We start from the raw sequence: 21,251 nt of genomic DNA, 5'->3' as shown, positions 1-21,251 counted from the left end.
GTCACTCGTCCTCGACGTAGCGGGGACGGGCGATCGCCAGGCCCGCCGCCGTCTGCACGGCGAGCGCGGCCAGCAGGAACCCGATCGGCGCGGTCCAGCCGCCGGTGACCTCGTAGAGGATGCCGACCATCAGTGGGCCGAGGGCGGCGATCACGTACCCGGTGCTCTGTGCGAACGCGGAGAGCGCGACGGTCCCCTCGGCGGTGCGGGCGCGTAGACCGATGGTGGTCAGGATCATCGGGAACGCGCCCTGGCCGATGGCCAGCAGGGCCACCCAGAGCAGCGCAGCGCCCTGCGGAGCGAGTGCCAACCCCAGGTAGGCCAACGTCGACGCGGCGGTCAGCCCGAGCACCAGCGGGCGCAGGGTGGCCAGCCGGCCGGCCAGGGTGGGCATCACCAGCGCGATCGGCACGCCGAGCGCGGTCACCCCGGCGAGCAGCAGCCCGGCCGACTCCGGCTGGTAGCCGGCGTCCCGGAACAGCTGGGCCAGCCAGCCCATGATCGCGTACCCGCTGAGCGACTGGGCGCCGAAGTAGATGGCCATCGCCCAGCCCAGCCGGGTCCGCGCCGGCCGGACCCGCGTCGGTGTGGCGACGGCCGCCGTCGGGGTCGCCCGCCGCGCGGCCGCCCTGGCCCGCAGCGCCAGCGGCACCCACGGGAGTACGGCCACCGCGGCCAGCCCGGCCCAGACGCCGAGCCCGGCCCGCCAGGACCCGAAGGCGTGCGCGATCGGCACCGCCGAGGCCGCGGCCACCGTCGTGCCCACGGTCAACGCCATCGTGTACGCCCCGGTGACCAGGCCGGTGCGGTGCGGGAAGTGCTGCTTGACCAGCATCGGCAGCAGGATGTTCGCCACCGCGATGCCGGCCAGTGCCAGCGCGCTGGTGAGCAGGAAGACCCAGGTCGAGTCGGTGGTGACCCGGAGCACCTGACCGACGGCGAGGGCGAGCATGGCGATCACCAGCACCCGGGCCGGCGCCACCCGGCGGACCAGCCACGGGGTGAGCGCGCCGAGGCCGGCGAACGCGATGGTCGGCAGGGTGGTGACCAGGCCGGCGGTGGTCCCGGAGAGCCCCAACCCGTCGCGGATCTCGTCGAGCAGGGCGCCGAGGCTGGTGACCGCGGCGCGCAGGTTGAGCGCGACCAGCAGCATCCCGACCAGCACGAGCGCACCGCCGGTCGCCGGGTGGGTCCGACGGCCCGCACCGGGGTCGTGCGCCGGGCCGGGAGCGACGGGGGCGGGAGGCGCCGGAGCGGCGGTCGGTGGCGGGGTCATGACCTCTAACCTACAATCATGGGATGAATTTGGGACCGGTGATGTAACCAGTGCCACCGTTGGTCGATTCCCCCTCCGCGCCGCCGGTGCCGCCCCGCGGCCACCGCGTCCGGCAGACCATCGAGCAGCTCCGTGCCCGGATCCTGGGCGGCGAGTGGCCGGTCGGCGGGCGCATCCCCACCGAGCCACAGCTGGTTTCCGCGCTGGGCGTCGGGCGCAACACGGTCCGTGAGGCGGTCCGCGCCCTGGTGCACGCCGGTGTGCTGGAGTGCCGGCAGGGTTCCGGCACGTATGTGGTGTCCACCGACGAACTGGCGCCGGTGGTGGCCCGCCAACTCGGCGACGACCGGATGACCGAGGTCATCGAGGTGCGGCGCGCCTTCGAGGTGGAGGCCGCCCGGCTCGCCGCGCTGCGGCGTACCCCGATCGACCTGGCAGCGCTCGACGGCGCGCTCGCCGAGCGCGAGGCGGCCTGGCGCGGCGGCCGGGTGGACGCGTTCGTCGAGGCGGACGCGGCGCTGCACACCGCGGTGGTCGCCGCCGCGCACAACCCCATGCTCGCCGAGCTGTACGCCTCGGTCGGTGCCGCCCTGCGCAGCACCGTCGCGCAGGCGATGGGGGACGTGCTCACACCCGAGCGCTACGTCGACCACACCCGGCTGGTCGAGGCGATCCGGGCCGGCGACCCGGCGCTGGCGGCGATCGAAGCCGGCGCTTTTCTGGAGCCCACTCCCGGGGCATAGGTTGTCCCCGACGGAAAACCGGACACGTCGGGAGTACGGATGTTCAAGGGCTTCAAAGACTTCATCATGCGCGGCAACGTCGTCGATCTGGCGGTCGGTGTCGTCATCGGCGCCGCGTTCACAGCGGTGGTCACGTCGCTGACCAACGCGTTCCTCAAGCCGCTGATCACGCTCCTCGTGCTGCTGATCACCGGCAAGGACAACGGTCTCGCAGGAGCCGCCTGGACGATCCGTGGTGTCGAATTCGACTGGATCAGCTTCCTCAACGCGTTGATCACCTTCCTGCTCACCGCGGCCGCGCTCTACTTCCTCGTGGTGTTCCCGATGAACAAGCTGGCCGAGCGGCGCAGGCGGGGCGAGGAGCCGCCGCCGGCGGCGCCGAGCGAGGAGGTCAAGCTGCTGACCGAGATCCGGGACGCGCTGGTCTCCGCCGGCCACGCCACTCCGGGCCAGCAGCGCGGAGCGCTGGACGACGTGCTGGGTCGCCGCACCGAGCCGCCGGCGCCGCGCTGACCGACGGATGCGCATCGGCCCCTGCGGGATTCCCGCAGGGGCCGCACCTTCTCGTACGTGTGTTCGATAGAGTCCGCCCATGGAGCAGCGGAAGCACTGGTGGAACGGGAAATGGGGGCGGTTGGCCCGGCGGGACGTGTTCCTCCGGGTGGACGCCGACCGGTGGCACGTCGAGCAGCGGGCCGGCGGCGCCGAGGGCATCTCCCGGTTCTACGAGTACGGCAGTGCGGACGAGGCCGAGGAGACGGTCCGGGCCCTGCTCGACGGCCCGGACGCCTGGCGCGAGCTCTCCCCGCGCCCGCCCGGCGGCTGGACCCTCCCGAACAGCTGAGTGGGCGGACGGTCTGGACGGGCCGCCGGGTGCGGTGCGCCCTCTGGCGTCGCGGTCGGTCGCCCGCCACCGTCACTCCCGGGCCCTGGAGGCGGTACTGCTTTCGACGGTGATGACTCTGAGGCATATGCCTCAGAGTCATCACGCTCTCCGGGCCCATCGCCCCCGTGCGCTGCCGCCGCCGGACTGGCTGAGCGTGGGGCGGGTTGGCGACGGCGTTTAGCGGCGTACCGCCCCGGGAACCGCGGTGGGATGGACCAGCAGGACAAGCAGCAGGCGACCATCTCGCGGATCACCACCGGGATGCCGGTGATCGACGCCGCCGGCACCGAGGTCGGGACCGTGGACCTCGTCCAGCGAGGTGACCCGTACGCGGTGACCGTGCAGGCGCCGACCGCCGACCCGGGCAGCAGCCTCGACGAGCTGATCGAGGCGACCGCGGTCGAGGAGCCGGGTGTTCCGGCCGATCTGGCGGCGCGGCTGCTGCACAGCGGCTATCTGAAGGTCTCCACCGAGCTGACCCGCACCGGGGCGGTCTACGTACCGGCCGACCGGATCGGGTCGGTGGCCGACGGCCGGGTCCTCCTCGCCGTGGGCGTGGCCGACCTGCCGCCCGAGGAGTGATCCACGGCCGTCCTGGCCCGAGTAGATCTCTCTGCGGCGGGTGGGCGACGGCGGAAGAGCAGCAGCATCACGCAGCCGGCGACCAACCCCCAGAATGCGCCGCCCACACCGATCAGCGTCACCCCCGAGGCGGTCACCACGAAGGTGACCACGGCGGCCTCCCGGGCGTCTGGATCGGCCACCGCCGAGGCGAGCGCGGTGGCGAGCGCCCCCAGTAGCGCCAGCCCGGCGACCGCCTCGATGAGGATCGGCGGGGCGACCGCGACCAGCGCGGTGGCCACGCCGGCGCCCAGCCCGAGCAGGGCCAGGCCGACGCCGGCGGTGACCGAGGCGACCCACCGGCGCTCCGGGTCCGGGTGGGCGTCGGGGCCGGCGGCCAGCGCGGCGGTGATCGCCGCGAGGTTCACGGCATGCCCGCCGGCCGGTGCGGCCAGCAGGCTGGCCAGGCCGGTGGCCCGCAGCGCGGCACCGAAGGGCGGGCGGTAGCCGTAGCCGACCAGCACCGCCATCCCGGGTACGTTCTGCGCGGCCATGGTGACCAGGAACAGCGGAAGGGCGAGCCCGACCAGCGCGGACGCGTTCCAGGCCGGCGCGGTCAGGGTGACCGACGGGGTCAGCGCGGCACCGGTCAGACCGGCCGGCGGTGCGGTCAGCGCGATCGCCGCCACCGCCACCAGCAGCGCGCCGGGCACCGCCCAGCGGCGGGCGAACCGGTGCAGCAGCAGCCAGCCGACCACCACCGGGCCGGCCACCATAGGCAACTCGACCAGCGCGCGGACCGGCGCGGTGCACAGCGGTAGCAGCACCCCGGCGAGCATCGCGCCGGCCACCGGCTTCGGGATGGCGGCCACCGCCCGGCCGAGCGGCGGGAACAACCCGGCCGCCACGATCAGCAGCCCGGAGACGAGAAACGCGCCCACCGCGACCGGCCACCCGCCCGGCGGCGGCCCCGTCGCCACCAGCAGCGCCGCGCCCGGCGTGGACCAGGCCACGCTCATCGGCACCCGGTGCCGCCAGCCCAGCCAGGCGGCGGCCAGGCCGCACGCCACGCAGAGCGCCAACAGCCCGGAGGCGGCCTGCGCGTCGGACGCGCCGGCCGCCCGGAGCCCGGCCAACACGACGGTGAACGAGCTGGCGAAGCCGACCAGCGCGGTCACCGCGCCAGCCAGCACCGGTTGCACCCGTCCAGCCATCCGATCCCCCCGACTGTTCCGTTTACGGAACGACAGCGTGTAGCACGATAGCTGGATGCCGCACCCACCACCAACCCGCCGTCCCGGCCTCGACGTGGATCCCGCCGTCGTGGGCCGCCGGGTCCGCGCCCTGCGCGAGGAGCGGGGGATCTCGCTGTCCACACTGGCCCGGCTCGCCGGCGTCGGTAAGGCAACGCTCTCCGGCTTGGAGCACGGCACCCGCAACCCGACCCTGGAGACGCTCTGGGCGGTCACCGCGCAGCTCGGCGTGCCGCTGACCGCCGTACTGGCCGAGCCGGCCGCCGCGCCCACCATGCACGGCAGCGCCGTCAGCGCCACCCTGCTGGAGGTGTTCACCGACGCCGACGCGACCTACGAGCTGTACCGGATCCGGGTCGCGCCCGGGCCAGGGCAGCTCTCCCCCGCCCACCACCCCGGGGTCACCGAGCACATCACCGTCTTCGCCGGAGTGCTGCGTGCCGGCCCGGCCGACGCGCCGTTGACCGCCCCGGCCGGCGGTCACCTTCGTTGGGTCTCCGACGTGCCGCACAGCTACACGGCGGTGGGCGACGAGGAGGTCGCCGCCAGCCTGCTACTGCGCTACCCACGCCGCTGAACCGCGTCCCCGGGGCCGCCATGGCCCGGCCGAGGGTGACTCAGCGGTCCACCGGGGCCGGCCCCGGCAGCCGGTGCCGGACCGCCCAGAGCGCCACCTCGGTCCGCGATGCCGAGCCGGTCTTGCGCAGCAGGTTGGACACGTGCACGGTCACCGTCCGCACTGAGATGCCGAGCGCCTTCGCGACCTGCTTGTTGGACATCCCGGCGACCAGGCAGCCGAGCACCTCGACCTCCCGACCGGTCAGCTCCGGGTCGACCGATGGGACGACCTCCGACACCGGAGCGACCGGTGCCGCCGGTGAACGCGGTCCGGGCAACCGCCGGAACAACGCTTCCGGCCCTTCCCCGCCGTGCGCGGCCAACAGCTCGATCAGGGCGTACGGGTTGCCGCCGGTACACCGCCAGACCGAGGCGACCAGCCGACCGGACGGGTTGCTGCCGGCGTACACCTGGGTCAGCACCTCGGCGACCTCGGCCGGGCGCAGCGGGCCGAGGTGCTGGCGGACGGCACCGCGGACCCCGCAGAGCCGGGCCAGCGCGCGGCTCGTGAGCTCCGGTGCCACCGCGTCGGCCGGCGGCCTACTGGCCACCACCAGCAGGGCTGGCAGGTCGGCAACGGTGGCCAGCTCGCCGATCAGATTTACGCTGGCCGGGTCGAGCGCGTGCAGGTCCTCCACCACCAGCACGGCCGGGCCGGCACCGATCAGCAACTGGACGGTCCGCACGGCGAGGCGGAGCAGGGTGCCCGGCGCGTACCGCTCGCGGGGCGCGGTGGGCTGCTGGGCCAACCAGGCCAGCGCGTCCGGCGGCAGGGCGAGCCGGCTGGTGTCCCGCCCGGTCAGCACAGCGGCCAGCCAGTCGTACGGGGCGGGACCGTGCACCCGGGCGGCGCCGGAGAGAACCACCGCGGGACGCGGCGTGAAGGCGTCCACAGCGGCAGTGACCAGCAGACTCTTACCCACCCCCGCTGCGCCGGTGATCACCGCGACGGCCGCCGACGGCCGGCCGACGGCCGCCACGGCGGACCAGGCCCGGTCGAGCTCGGCGAGCTCGCCGGCGCGTCCGACCATGGACACCGGCATCATTTCTCAACCCTACGTAGTAGTGCGTAGAGACGGCGGTGGGGTGTTCTTGGCAAACTTGACCCCATGACGCTCATCCTCCGCTCGGTCATCCTCAACGACATCGGACTGATCCGGACCAACAACGAGGACTCCGCCCTCGCCGGTGACCGCCTGATCGCCGTCGCGGACGGCATGGGCGGGCTACCCGCGGGTGAGGTGGCGAGCGAGATCGTGATCCGGATCCTGGACGAGTTGGCCCCGCCGACCGAACCCGACGCAGCCGCCGACGCCCTACGCGCCGTGGTCAGCACCGCCAACCAGCGCATCCACGCCGCCATCACCGTCGACCCGGCCCGCGAGGGGATGGGCACCACGCTCACCGCGGCGCTGCTGGCCGCGGAGACGCTGGTGCTGGCCCAGGTCGGCGACTCCCGCTGCTACCTGCTGCGCGACGGGGAGCTCACCCAGCTCACCAGGGATGACACGTTCGTCCAGGCGCTCGTCGACCAGGGCACGCTCTCTCCCGAGCAGGCCCGGCACCACCCGCAGCGGTCCCTGGTGACCCGGGCCGTGCAGGGCGCCGACACCCCACCGGCGGTCGGCGTGCTCACCGTCGTGCCCGGCGACCGGCTGCTGCTGTGCAGCGACGGCCTTTCCGACTACGTCGAGGACGAGGCCATCGCGGCGACGCTGGGCATGTACGCCGACCGCCAGCAGTGCGGCGAGCAGTTGGTGAAGCTCGCCCACCACGCTGGCGCGCCGGACAACGTCACCGTCGTCGTCTCCGACGTCATGGCCCGCTGACGGGTTCGCGCAATCCGGTTGCGGCCGGTGGTGGCGCCGGTTGGGATGGGCTGATGACCATGCACCGGGTGACCGCCGATGAACGCCTGACCACCAGCTTCCCGCTGGCCGCGTACGCCTTCGAGTCATCGCCGCTCGGTGCGGCCCGCACCGAGGAGTTCCGCGACTACCTGCCCTATCAGTCGGGCAACCGGACGCTGATCGTCGAGGAGGGCGGCAGCACGCTGGCCGCCGCCTCGGCCATCCCGATGCGGCAGAACCTGCGTGGAGTGGTGCTGCCGATGGCCGGCGTCGCCGGCGTGGCCACCCATCCGCTGGCCCGCCGGCAGGGACATGTCCGGACGCTGCTGCACCAACTCCTGGACGAGATGCGCGACGAGGGGCACCCGCTCAGCGCGCTCTACCCGTTCCGGCCCAGCTTCTACGCCCGGTTCGGCTACGTCGGGCTGCCCAAGCCGCGCACGGTCACCTTCAATCCCGCCGACCTGGGGCCACTGGTCCGCGCCGAACTGCCCGGCGAGGTGACCTGGGAGCGGATCCGCGCCGGTTACCCCGCATGGCACGCGTTCACCGAGCTCTGCCTCCAACAACGCCACGGCTTCTCGGTCTTCCCCGACTACCGGGCCGTCGGGTTGCGCGACCGGGACGAGTACTGGCTGCTCACCGCCCGGGTGGACGGCGCGGTCACCGGCGCGGTCACGTACCGGATCGACGACCACGGCGGCACGCTGATCGGCAACGAGCTGCTGTACGCCGACCCGCTCGCCCGTGCCCTGCTGCTGCAGTTCTTCGCTCGACACGTCGACCAGGTCGAGCGGATCTCCGTCCAGGTCCCGCCCGACGAGCTGCCGGAGCTGTGGCTCACCGACCTGGCCGTGCACGTCGAGGCGCGGGCGGCCCGACCGGGCTCGTCCGCCCCGATGGCCCGGCTCCTGTCGCTGGACGCGCTGAGCGGGCTGCCCGCCGGGCCGGGCCGGGTCCGGATCGAGCTGACCGGTGACCGGTGGCTGGCCGGCAGCCACCTGCTGGACGGCACGACCGGGTCGCTGGAGCTGATCGGTGGCGCGGGCGGGTCGGCGCCGACCGCCACGCTGACCGCCGCCGGCCTCTCCGCCCTGGCGTACGGGGTGCTGGATCCCGCCGAGCTGCCGTTGCGCGGGCTGGGCGAGGTGCCGGTGGACGCCGCCGCGGAGCTGCGCGGCATCTTCCCCCGCCGGGTGCCGTACCTCTTCGCCGACTTTTAGCAGCTGGTTAAGCCGGCATGGCGAATTCGCCGGACGCCGTCCCGGCTCCTAGCATCACGGGGTGCGCATGACGTCGCTTGCCGCCCTGCTCGTCCTCGGTGTCGCCACCGCGACCCTGCCCGCCTGCGCACCCAACGACCCGGCACCGGTCTCGCCGCCCGACTCGTCGGCCCAGCCGGCGGCGCTGTCGACCGGCGAGCAGGGCGTCGCGCCGGCGGGCCGGGACGGCCTCGGCGGCCCCGGGGCCAGCGCGAGCCCGAAGCCCGCCACCAAGGCGCTCGCGGCCGGCAACCCGAACGGCAACGCCACCGTGCCGGCCGAGGGGCGGGCGGTCGACACCTCGAAGCCGACCCGGACCATCGGCACCGGAACCCCGGCGAGCTGCACCTCCGCAGCGGTGGTGAAGGCCGTCGCCGCCGGCGGCGTCATCACCTTCGACTGTGGACCGGCCCCGGTGACGATCAAGATGGCCGCCACCGCGAAGGTCCGCAACGCCAACGGGCCGAAGGTGGTGCTGGACGGCGGCGGCAAGGTCACGCTCAGCGGGCAGGGGAAGCGCCGCATCCTCTACATGAACACCTGCGACAGCGCCCAGGGCTGGACCACCACGCACTGCCAGAACCAGGACCACCCGCAGCTCACCGTGCAGAACCTGACCTTCGCCGACGGCAACTCCACCGGGGACAAGGTCGAGGGCGGCGGCGGTGGGGCGATCTTCGTACGCGGCGGGCGGTTCAAGGTGGTCAACTCCCGCTTCGTCCGCAACCGCTGCGACCGCACCGGCCCGGACCTGGGTGGCGCGGCCATCCGGGTGCTCAGCCAGTACGAGAACAAGCCGGTGTACGTGGTCGGCAGCACCTTCGGCGGCACCGCCGGCCAGGGCGGCTCCTGCTCCAACGGGGGCGCGCTGAGCAGCATCGGTGTCTCCTGGGTGGTGCTGAACAGCGTGCTCAGCCACAACGAGGCGATCGGCAGCGGCGCCAACCCGGCCAAGTCCGGTACGCCCGGCGGCGGCAGCGGCGGCGCGATCTACTGCGACGGCAACGAGTTCACCGTGCGGATCGCCGGCACCATCATCGAGAACAACAAGGCCAACGAGGGTGGCGGCGCGATCTTCTTCGGCAGCAACAACCGCACCGGCACCATGGCGATCGAGAAGTCCACCCTGCGCCGCAACCCGAGCGGCAAGTTCGAGACCCGCGGCTTCCCCGGCATCTTCTTCCTCGGCGCCCGCAACCCCACCGTCAGCGGCTCCAAACTGAGCTGACCCCGGCGTACCTCAGTAGGGGTTGCCCTGTCCGGCCGTCCGGGCGCGGAGCAGGCCGGCCGGGCGGCCGGGGAGGTCCGACGCCCCGGACATCGGCGGGCTGCCGGTGTGGCCACCGTCGGCCATCCCGGCGAACAGTTCCTTGAGCGCGGTCAGCGCGTCGATCTTGGGCTGCCAGCCCAGCTCGGCCTCCGCCCGCTCGCTGGACATCAGCGGCGCGTTCAGGCCCAGCTCCACCCAGCCCGCGTCGACCGGCTGCAGCCGCGCCCGCCAGGTCAACGCCGCCGCCGCACGCAGCACCGGCGCGGCGACCGGCACCGTCCAGCCGTGGAAGTGCCGAGCCACCAGCTCCGGAGTCAGCACCGGGTCCGCGGCGACGTTGAAGGCGCCGCGCGCGTCACCCAACACCGCCCGGGTGTACGCGCCGGCCACGTCGTCGGCGTGCACCGCCTGCATCCGCAGCCGGCGGTTGGTGGGCACCAGCGGGATCCGGCCGAAGCGCAGCAGCCGCACCGGCGCCAGCGGGCCGAGGAAGTAGCGGGTGATCTCCACGCCGGCGTCCCGCTGGAAGATCAGCCCGGGCCGTAGCCGCACCACCCGGAGCGTCGGGTGGTCCTGCTCGATCCCGTCCAGCAGCGCCTCCACCTCCGCCTTGTGCTCGCTGTACGACGAGCCGGGCACCCCGGTGGCCGGCCAACGCTCGCTGACCGGGTGGTCCTTCGGGCCGGGCGCGTAGGCGCCGACCGATGAGGCGTACACCAGCGCCGGCACGCCGGCCCGGACCAGCGCGTCGAACACCGCCCGGCTGCCGTCGACGTTGGTCCGGCGCAGCACCCGCGGGTCGTGGCTGGGCTGGATCTGCCAGGCCAGGTGCACCACAGCGTCCGCACCGGCGAACACCTCGCCGAGTTTTCCGGCCGCGCCCGGCGCGCCGATATCGCAGGAGTGCCACTCCACCTGGTCGTACGGCTCGCCGGCCCCCGGCACGGGCAGCCGCCGGGCCACCCCGACCAACTCCACGCCCTGCTCCCGGCCCAGCCGGCGCAGCAGCGCAGTACCGACGTTGCCGCTCGCCCCCACCACCACGATCCGCATGTCCGACCCCGTACCCACCCAGCCGCCCGCCAACCACCCACCGCGGCGCGGCGCCGGCGCGGCCCGGCGCGGCGCGGCTTGATCCACTCCACATCCCCGACAAAGGGCCATCCAGCGCGTCGGACACCGCCGGGTCGCCGATCTGGTGATGATCAGGTGCGGCGAGCATCAGCCAGCCGTAGACATCGACGGCCGGCCGGAAGCCGAGAGTCGTTGGCGCTCACCGTCGGGTAACCTGAGCGCGCGGGCCGCTAGCTCAATGGCAGAGCTGTGGACTTTTAATCCATAGGTTCAGGGTTCGAGTCCCTGGCGGCCCACTTATCCGCAGGTCAGCGGCCCTTTGCGGGGCCGCTGTTGCCGTAATTCCGGCCGGTACAGCAGCGAAGTACAGCAGTAGCGCCTCACCGGTCCAGCGCGCTGCCGAGCCGCTTGAGGGCGTCGCGGGTGGCCGCCGAGGAAACCACCGTGTAGATCTCCATGGTGATGGCGAACTGAGCGTGCCGAAGGATCTGCATCGCAACCCAGGGATGCACGTCCAGGTCAGCCAGGAGCGAGGCACAGGTCCGCCGGGCGTCCCGCACGGTGATGCGCCGGACTCCCGCCGCGTCGCAGCGCCGGTCCCAGAAGCGGTTGAAGTTGCGCGGCTCAACCGGCCGGCCGTAGCGGGTGGTGAAGACGAGTTCCGACGGCTGCCATGCGGGTCCGGCAGTGTCCCGGGCGGCGGTCTGCGCGGCGCGGCGGCGGTCGAGCGCCACGGTGCAGATGTCCGGCAGCGGCAGAGTGGCGTCCGAGGCTGCCGTCTTCGTCTCCCGGTGCAGCAGTTCGGCACCGACTCGCTGGAGCTGCCGATCGATGGTCAACTCACCCGCGTCGAGGTCGACGTCAGCCCAGGTGAGCCCCAACATCTCGCCCTTGCGCAGCCCGAGCACCAGGACCAGGACGTACGCGGCGTAGAGAGGGTCATCGTCGGCGCGGGCGGACTCCAGGAAGCGCCGGGCCTCGTCACTCGCCCACGCCTTCCGCTTGCGCTTCCGTACCGGTGGCAGCTTCACCAGGGACGCGACGTTGCGGCTGATCAGCCCTTCGGTGATCGCCTGGGACAGGAGCGTCCGGAGCACGGTCCGCAGGTGGGTGACGCTGGTCGCCGAGGGCAGATCCCGGCAGCAGCGACCAAGGGCACAGCAGCGACGTTGGGCGGGCTTCCGCCGCTCGTCTTTCCCCTGGGCGCAGCACTGGCAGGTCCGCCCGACCTCGTTAATCCACGTCTGAACGTCGCTGACCCGCAGCTTGTCGAGGCGCTTCCGGCCCAGCCCCGGTACGAGGTAAAGCCGGACCACCACCTCGTAGGTGACGTAGCTGCCGGGGGCCAGGTTCGGTCTGACGATCTCGCGCAGCCAGTAGCCGGCGTACTCCCCCACCGTCGGAGAGCGGGTCGCCACCGGGCCAGCCTTGGCCTGCCCATGCAGCTTGATCCACTTGTCGTGGACCTCCTCTCGAGTCTTGCCGTAGACCCACTTCCGGCCCCGCTTGCCGTCGGGCTTCTCGACCCAGACGTACGCGGCGAAGCCGTTGCGGTACGCGAAGATCGAGCCTTCACCGTTGGCGCGTGCACGTCCCGGCATCAGGCTGCCTCCTGACGTTCGACCTGTTCGCGGATGTAGTCGTCGACCCATTCGGGGAGGATGCGGCGGTACTTGCCGTCCTTGATGGAGCGCAGCTCGCCGGTAGCGATCTTCATCTTGACCTTGGATATGCCGAAGCCGAGCAGGACGGCGACCTCAGCGGGCGAGTACCAGCGCGGGGTGAAATCACGGCTCATGCGGCGGCCCCGGTGAGCCAGGCTTCGTGCGCGAGTTCTTCCCGACCGATGCGTGTGCGCTCCCGTCGCTGCCGGGCGGCGGTGTTGGCGAGGAGTGCGTCGCCTTCGGTAAGCCAGCCGGCCCCGATGTAGGTGAGGGTGCCGACGGTGATGGTGTCGGTGGTGTCGTCGTCCTCGGTGCGGCGGTAGGTGGCGCGGGTGTCGCGGAGCAGGCCGAAGGTGACGGAATAGCGGCGGGCCTTGGTGAGGAAGTGGCCGCCAAAACCGAGCATGTGCGACCAGCGGCGCAGCCCGGCGTAGAAGTTCGGTTTGGCGTCAAGGCTGCCTTGACCGTCGCCGGCTGTTGCGGCGCCGCTGGTGGTGTCGGTGCCGGCGGGCCGTCCGAGGTGCCAGCAGGCGTCGATGAGGCGGGCGAGATGGTCACCTTCCGAGTCGGCGTAGTCGTCAACGGTGGCGGGGGTGAGTCGGGTGGACTGGTGGCCAGTGGCTTCGGTCGCCTTGGTGGCGTACTTGGCCAGGTAGGCGGCCACCTTGCCGTCGGTTGGCTCGCCGCCGGCGCTGTTGATTCGGCGGACGTCGACCTGCTCGCCCCAGGCCACCAGCCAGCCTTGCGGCCGGTCGGGGTGTGCGGGTGTGGTGAGGGTCATCCGGGAGGCTGCGACGCGGACGGCTTCCTCCAGGTCGTCGACGGTGATGCCGGCCGGCGGCGGCACGAGCGCGCCTGGGTCGTCGGGGGCGACGCCGTCGAGGCGCAGCAGGACGTGGAAGTGCACGGCTGCCCGGCGCTGCATCTCGGCGACCTTCCCGTGCGACACCCGAACCGGCGGCACCCGTCGCACCTTGCCGGAGTCGGTGACGACTTGGACGAAGGGGATGCCGCGTCGCCGGCAGAGCGCGGCGAGGTGCCGTTCGATGGCCTGCTTGGTGCGCCGCCACAGCTCGCCCGAGAGGTAGTTCCAGACGACCTGGTGTCCGTGGTCGTAGCAGTCCAGGCACAACGGCTGTCCGAGCCGCGGATCGTCGGCGTCGTGACGGGCGAAGCACGCTGCGGGCTGTCCGTGCTGGCAGGTGCCGGCGGTGTGGCGGGCACGGCAGGGAGCCGGGCGGCAGTCGCAGCGCTGCCGGGTAGCGCAGGTGTGACGCGGGATGTACCGGTGGTGGACCACGCCGAAGGATGGTGCGGTGAAGGTGGCGAAGACGACCGGGTGTCTGCCTACCGAGGCAGGGACGCCCTTGCCGCCAGTCAAGCCGCAGCGCACGACTTGGTAGGCGTCACCGGCGTAGACCCAGGCGCAGTCTGGGCACTGTGATTCGCGGCGGTTGCCGCACGCCTTGTAGAGCGCCCCGTCGGGCAGCTCGTCGGTGTGCTGCTCGCCCAGGACCCGGCCGGTCTGCCGCTCGACAGCGGCGATCGTGCCGGTGAGGCGAACAGGGCGGGCGCAGCCGCCGGCGGTGCGGGTGTGCTCCAGCCAGCCGGAAAACTCAGGCGTGGCGGCACGGTGCAAGGCTTGGGCGTCACGGCCGCTGGCAACGCCGGGACGGAACAGGTCGAGGGGTGTGGACACGGCTCTCCTCACGGGGTGGCAGGGACGGAAGACGAAGCACCACCAGCCGTGGACGTCTGTCCGCTGGTGGTGATCGTCGTGTCTCCTGGCACCGCCGGAAGGGCGGCTCACGCCGGAGGGCGGATTCGTTCCGCCGATGGGCGGTGTCCTTTGCGCTCGTGGACCTGATGAGTGAGGGTGGCACGGGTGGGGAGCCTGGAATGCCGGCATCCGGGGGGTTGCCGGAGGCTGCCCCCACCCGTGGAGCTGGGAGCGAATTCGGGCCATCGTGGACGGCAGGGAAGGCCGTACTGGGCCGCTCAGCGAATTCGGGGAGCCGGCACAGCGGCCGGTGCGATTGAGAGCCGGCGGGACGTGTCCCGCATCAGCGGTAGAAAGGCCGCTCGGCATCTCCAACATCGAGTCCAGCGATCCGGCAAGAAGGCCGCGCTGGCGTGCTCGACGAGCGCCAGAGTAGCACCGGGTGCCGACACGTCAACCCGCCGTGATGTCACCGGAGGCGGGCCGCCGGCTGCCGGCCGATGTGGGAGGACTTTCTGTACGTCTATCAAGGCGGCCCTGAACGGACCGCACGCGCCGCCGCCTGGGCGCGCGTCCGTCGCTCCGCTGGCGCTCCGACTCCGGACACGCAACACGCCCGGCGGCTGGCGCGGAAGCGGGAAGCCCAAGGGGGCCGCCGCAGAACGACAGGCGGTTGACCCGGGTGGTGGTGGGCCGGCAGCCGGCCGGGTCGCGCGGCCACGAGCCCGCGCGGCGTAGGGGAGCGCACGCCGGCCGCGTCGGCGAGCTGGCGGCCGGTGGCGGGGTTGCGGTTACTACGCCTCCGGCGGGGGCGCTCGGGCTCCGAGATGGTTGAAGACCCGTCGGCGGGTTGCGGTCCGTGGGTGGTTACGCGGGATTGGAGGTATGCCACGCGCCTGTCGTCGAACAGCCGCATGGACTGCTCGTGTCGCACTTGGTGTCTTCGCGTAGACCATGTCTCCCTGGACTGCTCGCGAAGCAGCTTCAGCGAACTGCGGCCCTGCCACCAAGCTCCGAGCGCAACTCCAAGCAACGTCCCAAGGACGGGAAGTGAAGGAAGCAGCAAATCCGGCAGCTCTGGCATCGCCAACCTCCGGGACAGAGGAACGGGTCTGTCTTGCTTCTAGGCCGTCGCCAGGCCGTCAAGGGCTGCACAACGACAACCACCGTCGACCCTTGGCGACGGGGTTTGCCCAGGTAGCTGGCCATGAGGGAGGCGACTGCCTGGGGCTTGGGGACTGTCTTACCTGTAGTTGGTGAACTGTTGGTGCGCTCAGGCAGGGTCCCGGGGGTGGAGCAGCCGCTAGGCACCATCACGCTGTCGTCTGCTCCGAGTGGCAGTTCCGACCCGGCTAGCGAGGAGCAGCTTGAGGAGACGGAGCGCGTAATCCCGCCCGACCTCGTCAGCCCTCAAGGACCACAGCGAGATGATCCAGATCAACAGCAGTCGGGCGCATGGAGCGACGACCAGGGCGGCAAGGGCCCACGGCGCGGCGCCACCAGCGATCGACGAACCGACTTCAAGCAACTTGACTCCCAGGGCTTGCCCCGCCTGGGTAGGCGGGTTTCGGACCGAGGAGTCAGTCGCTTGGCGCTCACGGGACTCATGTTACTCAGCCTGTTCAATGCCTGTCGGGGCTGGCGGGAGTGCGCTGGGGCACTCTGGGGGCACAAGACACTGTGAAACGTCGTCAACCAGTGCCGAACCATGGAAGCGTGAGACGCCGCATGAGCAGGCGTCGAGCATCGTTTCCGCTGGTTGCGGGATAGCGGCTCTTAGTTCCGCTTCAACTCACCGACCCCTGGCCGGTCAGTTTGGGCGCGGGTGCAAGCGGCACCGGGGTCACGGGCGGCGGGCTGGCCGGGCGCATCCGGCAGCAGGCGCACAGACGACCCAGCGAACTATGGCATACCGCCGGACTCACTTGTCACGCCGGCGTCGAGAGCCTGGCCCTCGTTACCACCGCCGCCTTTACCTCGAAGACTGCCGGGGCGACGCCGGCGGCTTTCGCGGGCGCTCTGGCGGATCGCCTTGCGGGCAGTAGCTAGCTCCATTTGCCTGCTGTCCGCCAGGGACGCCGCCCTGCGTCGACGCCCCCGTGCCACGACGACGACCAGCACAAGAACGACCAGCAAGGGCACAGCGAGCCACGCGAGGCGAATCCCGGCCACGCCTAAAGGGTAGCGGCACCAGTCGATGAACGGGAGTCGGACGAACTGCGGGCGTGCCTGTCCCAGCCGACCGGGTCGCAGCGGAGGTAGCTGTCGACAGCAACGGCGACAGCAACCGGCCGGGACGAGGACAGCCGGCAGTGGCCGGACGCGGACAGTCGCCCGAGGTCGCAGACGCGGACGGACCCGGCCGGACGACGCGCCCAGACCTTGTAAGCGAGGCGTCCTAACTCGGCGAATGCACCGGGGCCTATCGGGGGGAAGCGGGTTGGCGACGTAGACGCCTTTGCCCTGCTGCCCGTCGATCAAGCCCTCGGCTTTGAGCAGAAGCATGGAGGCGCGGACGCTTGCCGTCGGCCTGCCGGACGAGCTGCCCCTACCACCCCGCGCGGTCGGTCTTTCTTAGGTAGCCAGAGTGTAGGCAGCCGACCTGCCGCCGTGGTGCGGTGTGCACGTCCGGGCAGACACCCGTCGCTGAGCGCTACCCGCCCGGCAGCTAGGTCGGTTTCAGGTCGCGCCCCCCGGGAACGACGCTGCCATGTCCGAGCCCATGGAGGAGCGTGCGAAAATGCGGTGCGCGACGTCCATCGGGCCGCCATCCGGCATCGGGACGACAGTCTGCACCAGGCGGCGGTGGAGATCAGCCGCATGGCTCGTGAACTGGGGCACGATCCGGGCTCGATCGAGGATTGGCGGGCCTGCCCGGTGTGCGGTGCAGAGCCGGGGGCGAGCTGCATCCGGGTGCCGGGGCACGACATGGTCGGCGGTATGCATCCGGAGCGCACCAGGGAGTAGAACGCGGAGAAGTAGCTGGCCACCATCCGGTCGACCATCGAGTGGGCAGTGGGTTCGTCCGGGAAGTCGTACGAGACTTCCTGCCCCGTCAGCGCCCCAGTACGGCGTGGAAGACTTCATCCCGTGGTGAGGGATAACGCCTACCCGCCGCTCGCGTCCGCGTTCGCAGTCTTCAGCGACCAAGACTCGGGATGCCTGTCGTACGGCGTCGAGGATGCCGGGCGCCGCTGGTTCGTCAAGAAGGCCATCGCCGTGCAGGCCCGCCTGTCGCTGATCCGGGCCACGCAGTTTCACACCGCGGTCCGGCACCCAGCGATCATCCGCCCCGAGCAGGTTCTCGATGGCCCGGTCGGGCCAGTGCTGGTCTACCCATGGCACGACGGCACGGTTCTCAACCACGCCACCACGCACGGCTCGGACCGGGCCGCACTGGCCCGGTTCCAGCAGTTGCCCCTACCGGACGTCGAGGCAGCTGTCACCACGATCCTCGACGCGCACGTGGCCATCGCGGCGGCCGGCCACGTCGCGGTCGATCTGTACGACGGCTGTTTCCTCTACGACTTCGACAGTCGGCAGATGTGGCTGATCGACCTGGACGAGTACCGGCCCGGCCCCTTTGTCCTCAAGGCCGACCGCCTCCCCGGATCCCGCCGCTACATGGCACCGGAGGAGTTCGTCCACGGTGCCGTCATCGACCAGCGGACCACGGTGTACACCCTTGGCCGCACCATCCAGCACCTGCTCGACTCCCCACACGGCTGGCGAGGCTCCCCGGCCCAAGGCCGGCTCGCGACCCACGCCACCCGACCGACACCCGGAGACCGACCTTCCGACGTGGTGGAGTTGGTCACCGCGTGGCGAGCCACGCTCACGACGTGAGACGGGCACTGGTGGGCCTGGACAATGCCGTTGCGCAGCCCTCCGGTCGGCCGGTTAGGCTGCTGCCGTGACCAGCTCGCAGGCAATTCCGACGGCGTCCTCCGACGTCATGTTCGGCGCGCTGCGACGCCGGCGGTCCCGCGACCGCCTGCGCTGAGTGTTCCTCTCCTGCGACCGGCGGATCGAGCCGCCGGTCACCCTCGATCGTCCTCGGTCCGCCCGCATCCTCATCCGGTGATCCGCGTGGCGGATCCGAGCGAGATCGGCGTACCCAATGGATCTGGAGAAACTGCTGACTGACCGGCTGGCGCCGGCGTTCGCGACGGTGGCCGGCGTGTCGGTGGACCCGGTCGTACGGCGCTCCCAGCACGCGGACTTCCAGTCCGACGCGGCGCTGGCACTGGCGCGGCGGCTCGGCCGGCCGCCGCGCGCCATCGCCGCCGAGGTGCTGGACCGCGCGGACCTGACCGACCTGTGCAGCACGGCGGAGGTCTCCGGGCCAGGCTTCCTCAACCTGACAATCGCCGACAGTGCCTTGGCCGGCCTGCTCTCTGCGCTGGCCACCGACCCGCGGCTCGGTGTGCCGGTGGTCGCCGAGTCGGAGACTGTGGTGGTCGACTACTCGGCACCGAACGTGGCAAAGGAGATGCACGTCGGGCACCTGCGCTCGACGGTGATCGGCGACGCGGCGGCCCGGCTACTGGAGTGGCTGGGGCACCAGGTGCTGCGGGCCAACCACCTCGGCGACTGGGGCACGCCGTTCGGCATGCTGATCGAGCACCTGGTCGACCTGGGCGAGGCCGAAGCCACGCAGGAACTCTCCATGGGCGACCTGGACTCGTTCTACAAGGCGGCCCGGGTCAAGTTCGACGCCGACGAGGCGTTCCGCGAGCGGTCTCGGCTGCGGGTGGTGGCCTTGCAGGGCGGCGATGCGGCGCCGCTGCGGCTGTGGCGGCTTCTGGTGGAGCAGTCCGAGCGGTACTTCCTGACGGTGTACGACCTGCTCGACGTCACCCTCACCGAGCGGGACTTCCACGGCGAGAGCAGCTACAACGACCTGCTCGGTCCGGTGGTCGAGGAGTTGGACCGGCTCGGTCTGCTGCGGGAGAGCGACGGCGCGGTCTGCGTGTTTCCGCCCGGCTCGGTCGGGCGGGACGGCGAGCCGCTGCCGCTGATCGTGCGCAAGTCCGACGGCGGGTACGGCTACCCGGCGACCGACCTGGCGGCGATCCGGCATCGGACCGGCACGCTGGGCGCGACCCGGCTGCTCTACGTGGTCGGGCTGCCGCAGCGGCGGCACTTCGAGATGGTGTACGCCGCCGCCGCGCAGGCCGACTGGCTGGCTTCGCCGGCCCGGGCCGAGCACGTCGGGTTCGGCTCGATCCTCGGGCCGGACGGGCGGATGCTGCGCAGCCGGGCTGGCGGGTCGGTGAAGCTGGTCGGGCTGCTGGAGGAGGCGATCGCCCGGGCCACCGCGCTGGCCCGGGAGCGGAACCCAGACCTGGGCGAGGCGGAGGCGGCCGAGGTGGGTCGGGCGGTAGGCATCGGCGCGATCAAGTACGCCGACCTGTCCAGCGACCGGCACAAGGACTACGTGCTCGACTGGGAACGAATGCTCTCGCTGGACGGCAACACCTCGCCCTACCTGCAGTACGCGTACTCCCGGATCCGGTCGATCTTCCGGCGGGCCGGCGTGGCGGCCCAGCCGGAGGCGGAGATTTCGCTGGCCGAGCCGGCCGAGCGCACGCTCGCCTTCGAGCTGGTCGGCTTCGGCAGGGTGGTCGGCGAGGTGGCGGAGAACCTGGAGTTCCACCACCTGGCCGGGTACCTGTACCGGCTGGCCGCTGCGTTCAGCGCGTTCTACGAGCGGTGCCCGGTGCTGCGGGCCTACGGACCGGTCCGGGAAAGCCGGCTGGTGCTCTGCGACCTGACCGCGCGGGTGCTTCGGCAGGGGTTGTATCTGCTCGGCATCCGGACTCCCGAACGGATGTAATCGGAATCGCGTGGCCGCTACCGCTGCCTGATGAGGTAGAGGCCTTGGCAGGTGGTGGCGAAATGCCCGTCCGCGGGGTGCAGTGTCGAAGAGTGGTAAGTGCCGGGCTGGCGGAAATCGGGGCGCCAGAGGGCCATGTCGAGGAGGTACCGGGCCGTGCGCCTGTACGCGACCGCGTTGCCGGCCAGGAACAGGGTGTGGCTGTGGAGGCGTTGGTGGAACCTGTCGCTGCGGGAGGAACGCTGATGGGCTTGGCGGTTTATCTCGTGCACCTCGTCCCACGTGGGGACGTCGTTCGGATTCCAGGAGATGGTGTGCGGTGCCCCGACTCCCAGTCGGGGGCGTAGGCGCTTCCACTCGTGCGGAGCAAATTGCAGGAGGTGGTGGCTCAGTACGAGGTCGAGCTCACCGGTGACGGTGGGCAGAGATCTTTCCGCAGGCGTGTTGCCCCGCAGCGGTAGATGGATGAGCGTGTGGCGTGATCGGGCTGCCAGCATCCACAGGCCCGCGATGGTGAACGCGGCATCGGCGTTGAGCTCCAGAACGAACCAGGGGTTGTTGTCGCTCAGCACTGCGCCGGTCACTGAGGTAGCTGGGCGGATGACGCGGTACGGTTCGGCACCGAGCAGTGCCTGATATGTGCGGATCTTGAGGTTCATCCGTTGATGAACTGTGCGCGGGCGTTCATCAGCGCGAACCCGAGAAGGTTGCGGCCACGCCATTGGGCGGGATCGTGCGCGCGTGGGTCCGTGGCGGCCAGGCCGATGCCCCAGACTCGATCCACCGGGCTGGCTTCCACCAGTACCCGGTTGCTCGTACGCGACAGGTACTGCCCGAGGTCGGGGTGCTGGCTGAACTTCGCCATGTTGGCGGCGACGACCAGGTCGAAGCAATGCCTGTCCCAGATGGCCTGGTCGAAGTCCCGGACCTGCCGACCCAGGGCCTTGACCGCGCCCGGGTGCGGCACCGTCAACATCTGCGCGGCGATCGCCTCGTCGCCGAACAGGCGGGCCTTCCCGACCATCATGTAGTGCTCAGCCGTGGCGTACCGGATCCCGTCCACGATGAATGGGGCCGGCCACCATTGGCTCAGGCACCCCGATCCGATGCTGCCGTCCGGTTGGGGGTGGTGCCCCCAGAAGAACAGGTACTTGACGCGCCCGCCCGCGGCAATGAGCGCCCGCAGCTCGGACAGGCTGCGCGGCGGGGAGGCGGTCTCGGGCACGTCCAGCAGG

General features: G+C 71.6%; 20 protein-coding genes, 1 tRNA gene and 1 pseudogene. 12 read left to right on the top strand and 10 right to left on the bottom strand.

Annotated elements, in window-relative coordinates:
* Position 1: 1 nt before the first annotated feature.
* Complete coding sequence (locus OG470_RS08650; protein WP_328422479.1) at positions 2-1,276, bottom strand: MFS transporter; 1,275 nt, start codon at positions 1,274-1,276, stop codon at positions 2-4.
* A 50-nt stretch (positions 1,277-1,326) separates the two neighbouring features.
* On the opposite strand from OG470_RS08650, the gene OG470_RS08645 reads away from it, so the two are divergent.
* The 4 genes from OG470_RS08645 to OG470_RS08630 all read left to right on the top strand — a co-directional run bounded on the left by OG470_RS08645 (position 1,327) and on the right by OG470_RS08630 (position 3,487).
* A complete protein-coding gene (locus OG470_RS08645) occupies positions 1,327-2,019 on the top strand; it encodes a FadR/GntR family transcriptional regulator (protein WP_406077667.1) in 693 nt (230 codons plus the stop codon).
* A gap of 39 nt (positions 2,020-2,058) precedes the next feature.
* Entirely contained in the window at positions 2,059-2,532 is a 474-nt protein-coding gene (gene mscL, locus OG470_RS08640; RefSeq protein WP_328422475.1) for a large conductance mechanosensitive channel protein MscL, read from the top strand.
* Positions 2,533-2,611: 79 nt separating this feature from the next.
* Positions 2,612-2,863: a hypothetical protein gene (locus tag OG470_RS08635; RefSeq protein ID WP_328422473.1), complete on the top strand. Its 252-nt coding sequence runs from the start codon at positions 2,612-2,614 to the stop codon at positions 2,861-2,863.
* A 252-nt stretch (positions 2,864-3,115) separates the two neighbouring features.
* Entirely contained in the window at positions 3,116-3,487 is a 372-nt protein-coding gene (locus OG470_RS08630; RefSeq protein WP_328422471.1) for a hypothetical protein, read from the top strand.
* Here OG470_RS08630 and OG470_RS08625 read toward each other — a convergent pair.
* A complete protein-coding gene (locus OG470_RS08625; protein WP_328422470.1) occupies positions 3,400-4,680 on the bottom strand; it encodes a benzoate/H(+) symporter BenE family transporter in 1,281 nt (426 codons plus the stop codon). The two genes, OG470_RS08630 and OG470_RS08625, sit on opposite strands and share 88 nt — an antisense overlap.
* 55 nt (positions 4,681-4,735) lie before the next feature.
* Here OG470_RS08625 and OG470_RS08620 point away from each other — a divergent pair, with 55 nt between their 5' ends.
* On the top strand, positions 4,736-5,296 hold the full coding sequence (locus OG470_RS08620; protein ID WP_328422469.1) for a helix-turn-helix domain-containing protein: 561 nt from the start codon (positions 4,736-4,738) through the stop codon (positions 5,294-5,296).
* Positions 5,297-5,336: 40 nt separating this feature from the next.
* On the opposite strand, the gene OG470_RS08615 is transcribed toward OG470_RS08620, so the two are convergent.
* Positions 5,337-6,383 carry a LuxR C-terminal-related transcriptional regulator gene (locus OG470_RS08615; RefSeq protein WP_328422466.1) on the bottom strand — a complete coding sequence of 349 codons (1,047 nt, stop codon included), beginning with the start codon at positions 6,381-6,383 and terminating at the stop codon, positions 5,337-5,339.
* Between the two features lie 63 nt (positions 6,384-6,446).
* On the opposite strand from OG470_RS08615, the gene OG470_RS08610 reads away from it, so the two are divergent.
* The 3 genes from OG470_RS08610 to OG470_RS08600 all read left to right on the top strand — a co-directional run bounded on the left by OG470_RS08610 (position 6,447) and on the right by OG470_RS08600 (position 9,677).
* Entirely contained in the window at positions 6,447-7,166 is a 720-nt protein-coding gene (locus OG470_RS08610) for a PP2C family protein-serine/threonine phosphatase (protein WP_328422464.1), read from the top strand.
* Between the two features lie 53 nt (positions 7,167-7,219).
* A complete protein-coding gene (locus OG470_RS08605) occupies positions 7,220-8,410 on the top strand; it encodes a GNAT family N-acetyltransferase (RefSeq protein ID WP_328422462.1) in 1,191 nt (396 codons plus the stop codon).
* Between the two features lie 67 nt (positions 8,411-8,477).
* Positions 8,478-9,677 (top strand): hypothetical protein, encoded by a 1,200-nt coding sequence (locus tag OG470_RS08600; protein WP_328426226.1) that lies wholly within the window; start codon positions 8,478-8,480, stop codon positions 9,675-9,677.
* Positions 9,678-9,689: 12 nt separating this feature from the next.
* Here OG470_RS08600 and OG470_RS08595 read toward each other — a convergent pair whose 3' ends face one another.
* Entirely contained in the window at positions 9,690-10,772 is a 1,083-nt protein-coding gene (locus tag OG470_RS08595; protein WP_328422460.1) for an NAD-dependent epimerase/dehydratase family protein, read from the bottom strand.
* Between the two features lie 245 nt (positions 10,773-11,017).
* Between OG470_RS08595 and OG470_RS08590 the strand changes: the two genes are divergently transcribed.
* Positions 11,018-11,089: transfer RNA gene (locus OG470_RS08590), tRNA-Lys, on the top strand.
* 84 nt (positions 11,090-11,173) lie between these two features.
* Here OG470_RS08590 and OG470_RS08585 read toward each other — a convergent pair.
* From OG470_RS08585 to OG470_RS08570, 4 genes and pseudogenes are all read right to left on the bottom strand, one after another.
* Positions 11,174-12,394 (bottom strand): tyrosine-type recombinase/integrase, encoded by a 1,221-nt coding sequence (locus tag OG470_RS08585; RefSeq protein WP_328422458.1) that lies wholly within the window; start codon positions 12,392-12,394, stop codon positions 11,174-11,176.
* Positions 12,394-12,591 carry an excisionase family DNA-binding protein gene (locus tag OG470_RS08580; RefSeq protein ID WP_328422456.1) on the bottom strand — a complete coding sequence of 66 codons (198 nt, stop codon included), beginning with the start codon at positions 12,589-12,591 and terminating at the stop codon, positions 12,394-12,396. Before OG470_RS08580 ends, OG470_RS08585 begins: the two co-directional genes overlap by 1 nt.
* Positions 12,588-14,156: a replication initiator gene (locus tag OG470_RS08575; protein WP_328422454.1), complete on the bottom strand. Its 1,569-nt coding sequence runs from the start codon at positions 14,154-14,156 to the stop codon at positions 12,588-12,590. The genes OG470_RS08580 and OG470_RS08575 overlap by 4 nt, the downstream gene beginning before the upstream one ends.
* Before the next feature lie 2,451 nt (positions 14,157-16,607).
* Positions 16,608-16,694: pseudogene (locus OG470_RS08570) on the bottom strand (GntR family transcriptional regulator); the annotation flags it as partial.
* 228 nt (positions 16,695-16,922) lie between these two features.
* On the opposite strand from OG470_RS08570, the gene OG470_RS08565 reads away from it, so the two are divergent.
* The 3 genes from OG470_RS08565 to argS all read left to right on the top strand — a co-directional run bounded on the left by OG470_RS08565 (position 16,923) and on the right by argS (position 20,016).
* Entirely contained in the window at positions 16,923-17,144 is a 222-nt protein-coding gene (locus OG470_RS08565) for a zinc finger domain-containing protein (protein WP_328422452.1), read from the top strand.
* Between the two features lie 123 nt (positions 17,145-17,267).
* A complete protein-coding gene (locus tag OG470_RS08560; RefSeq protein ID WP_328422450.1) occupies positions 17,268-18,023 on the top strand; it encodes a serine/threonine protein kinase in 756 nt (251 codons plus the stop codon).
* 274 nt (positions 18,024-18,297) lie between these two features.
* Entirely contained in the window at positions 18,298-20,016 is a 1,719-nt protein-coding gene (gene argS, locus OG470_RS08555; protein WP_328422448.1) for an arginine--tRNA ligase, read from the top strand.
* A 17-nt stretch (positions 20,017-20,033) separates the two neighbouring features.
* Here the strand turns inward: argS and OG470_RS08550 are convergent, their stop codons facing one another.
* Both OG470_RS08550 and OG470_RS08545 read right to left on the bottom strand, forming a co-directional pair.
* On the bottom strand, positions 20,034-20,675 hold the full coding sequence (locus OG470_RS08550) for a hypothetical protein (protein WP_328422446.1): 642 nt from the start codon (positions 20,673-20,675) through the stop codon (positions 20,034-20,036).
* Positions 20,672-21,241, bottom strand: coding sequence for an NADAR family protein (locus OG470_RS08545; protein ID WP_328422444.1), 570 nt, complete (start codon positions 21,239-21,241; stop codon positions 20,672-20,674). The genes OG470_RS08550 and OG470_RS08545 overlap by 4 nt, the downstream gene beginning before the upstream one ends.
* Positions 21,242-21,251 lie beyond the last annotated feature (10 nt).

Source organism: Micromonospora sp. NBC_00389 (assembly GCF_036059255.1).
Lineage (GTDB): Bacteria > Actinomycetota > Actinomycetes > Mycobacteriales > Micromonosporaceae > Micromonospora.
The sequence above is the reverse complement of the archived record's forward strand: the minus strand, read 5'-3'. Positions and strand labels throughout refer to the sequence as shown.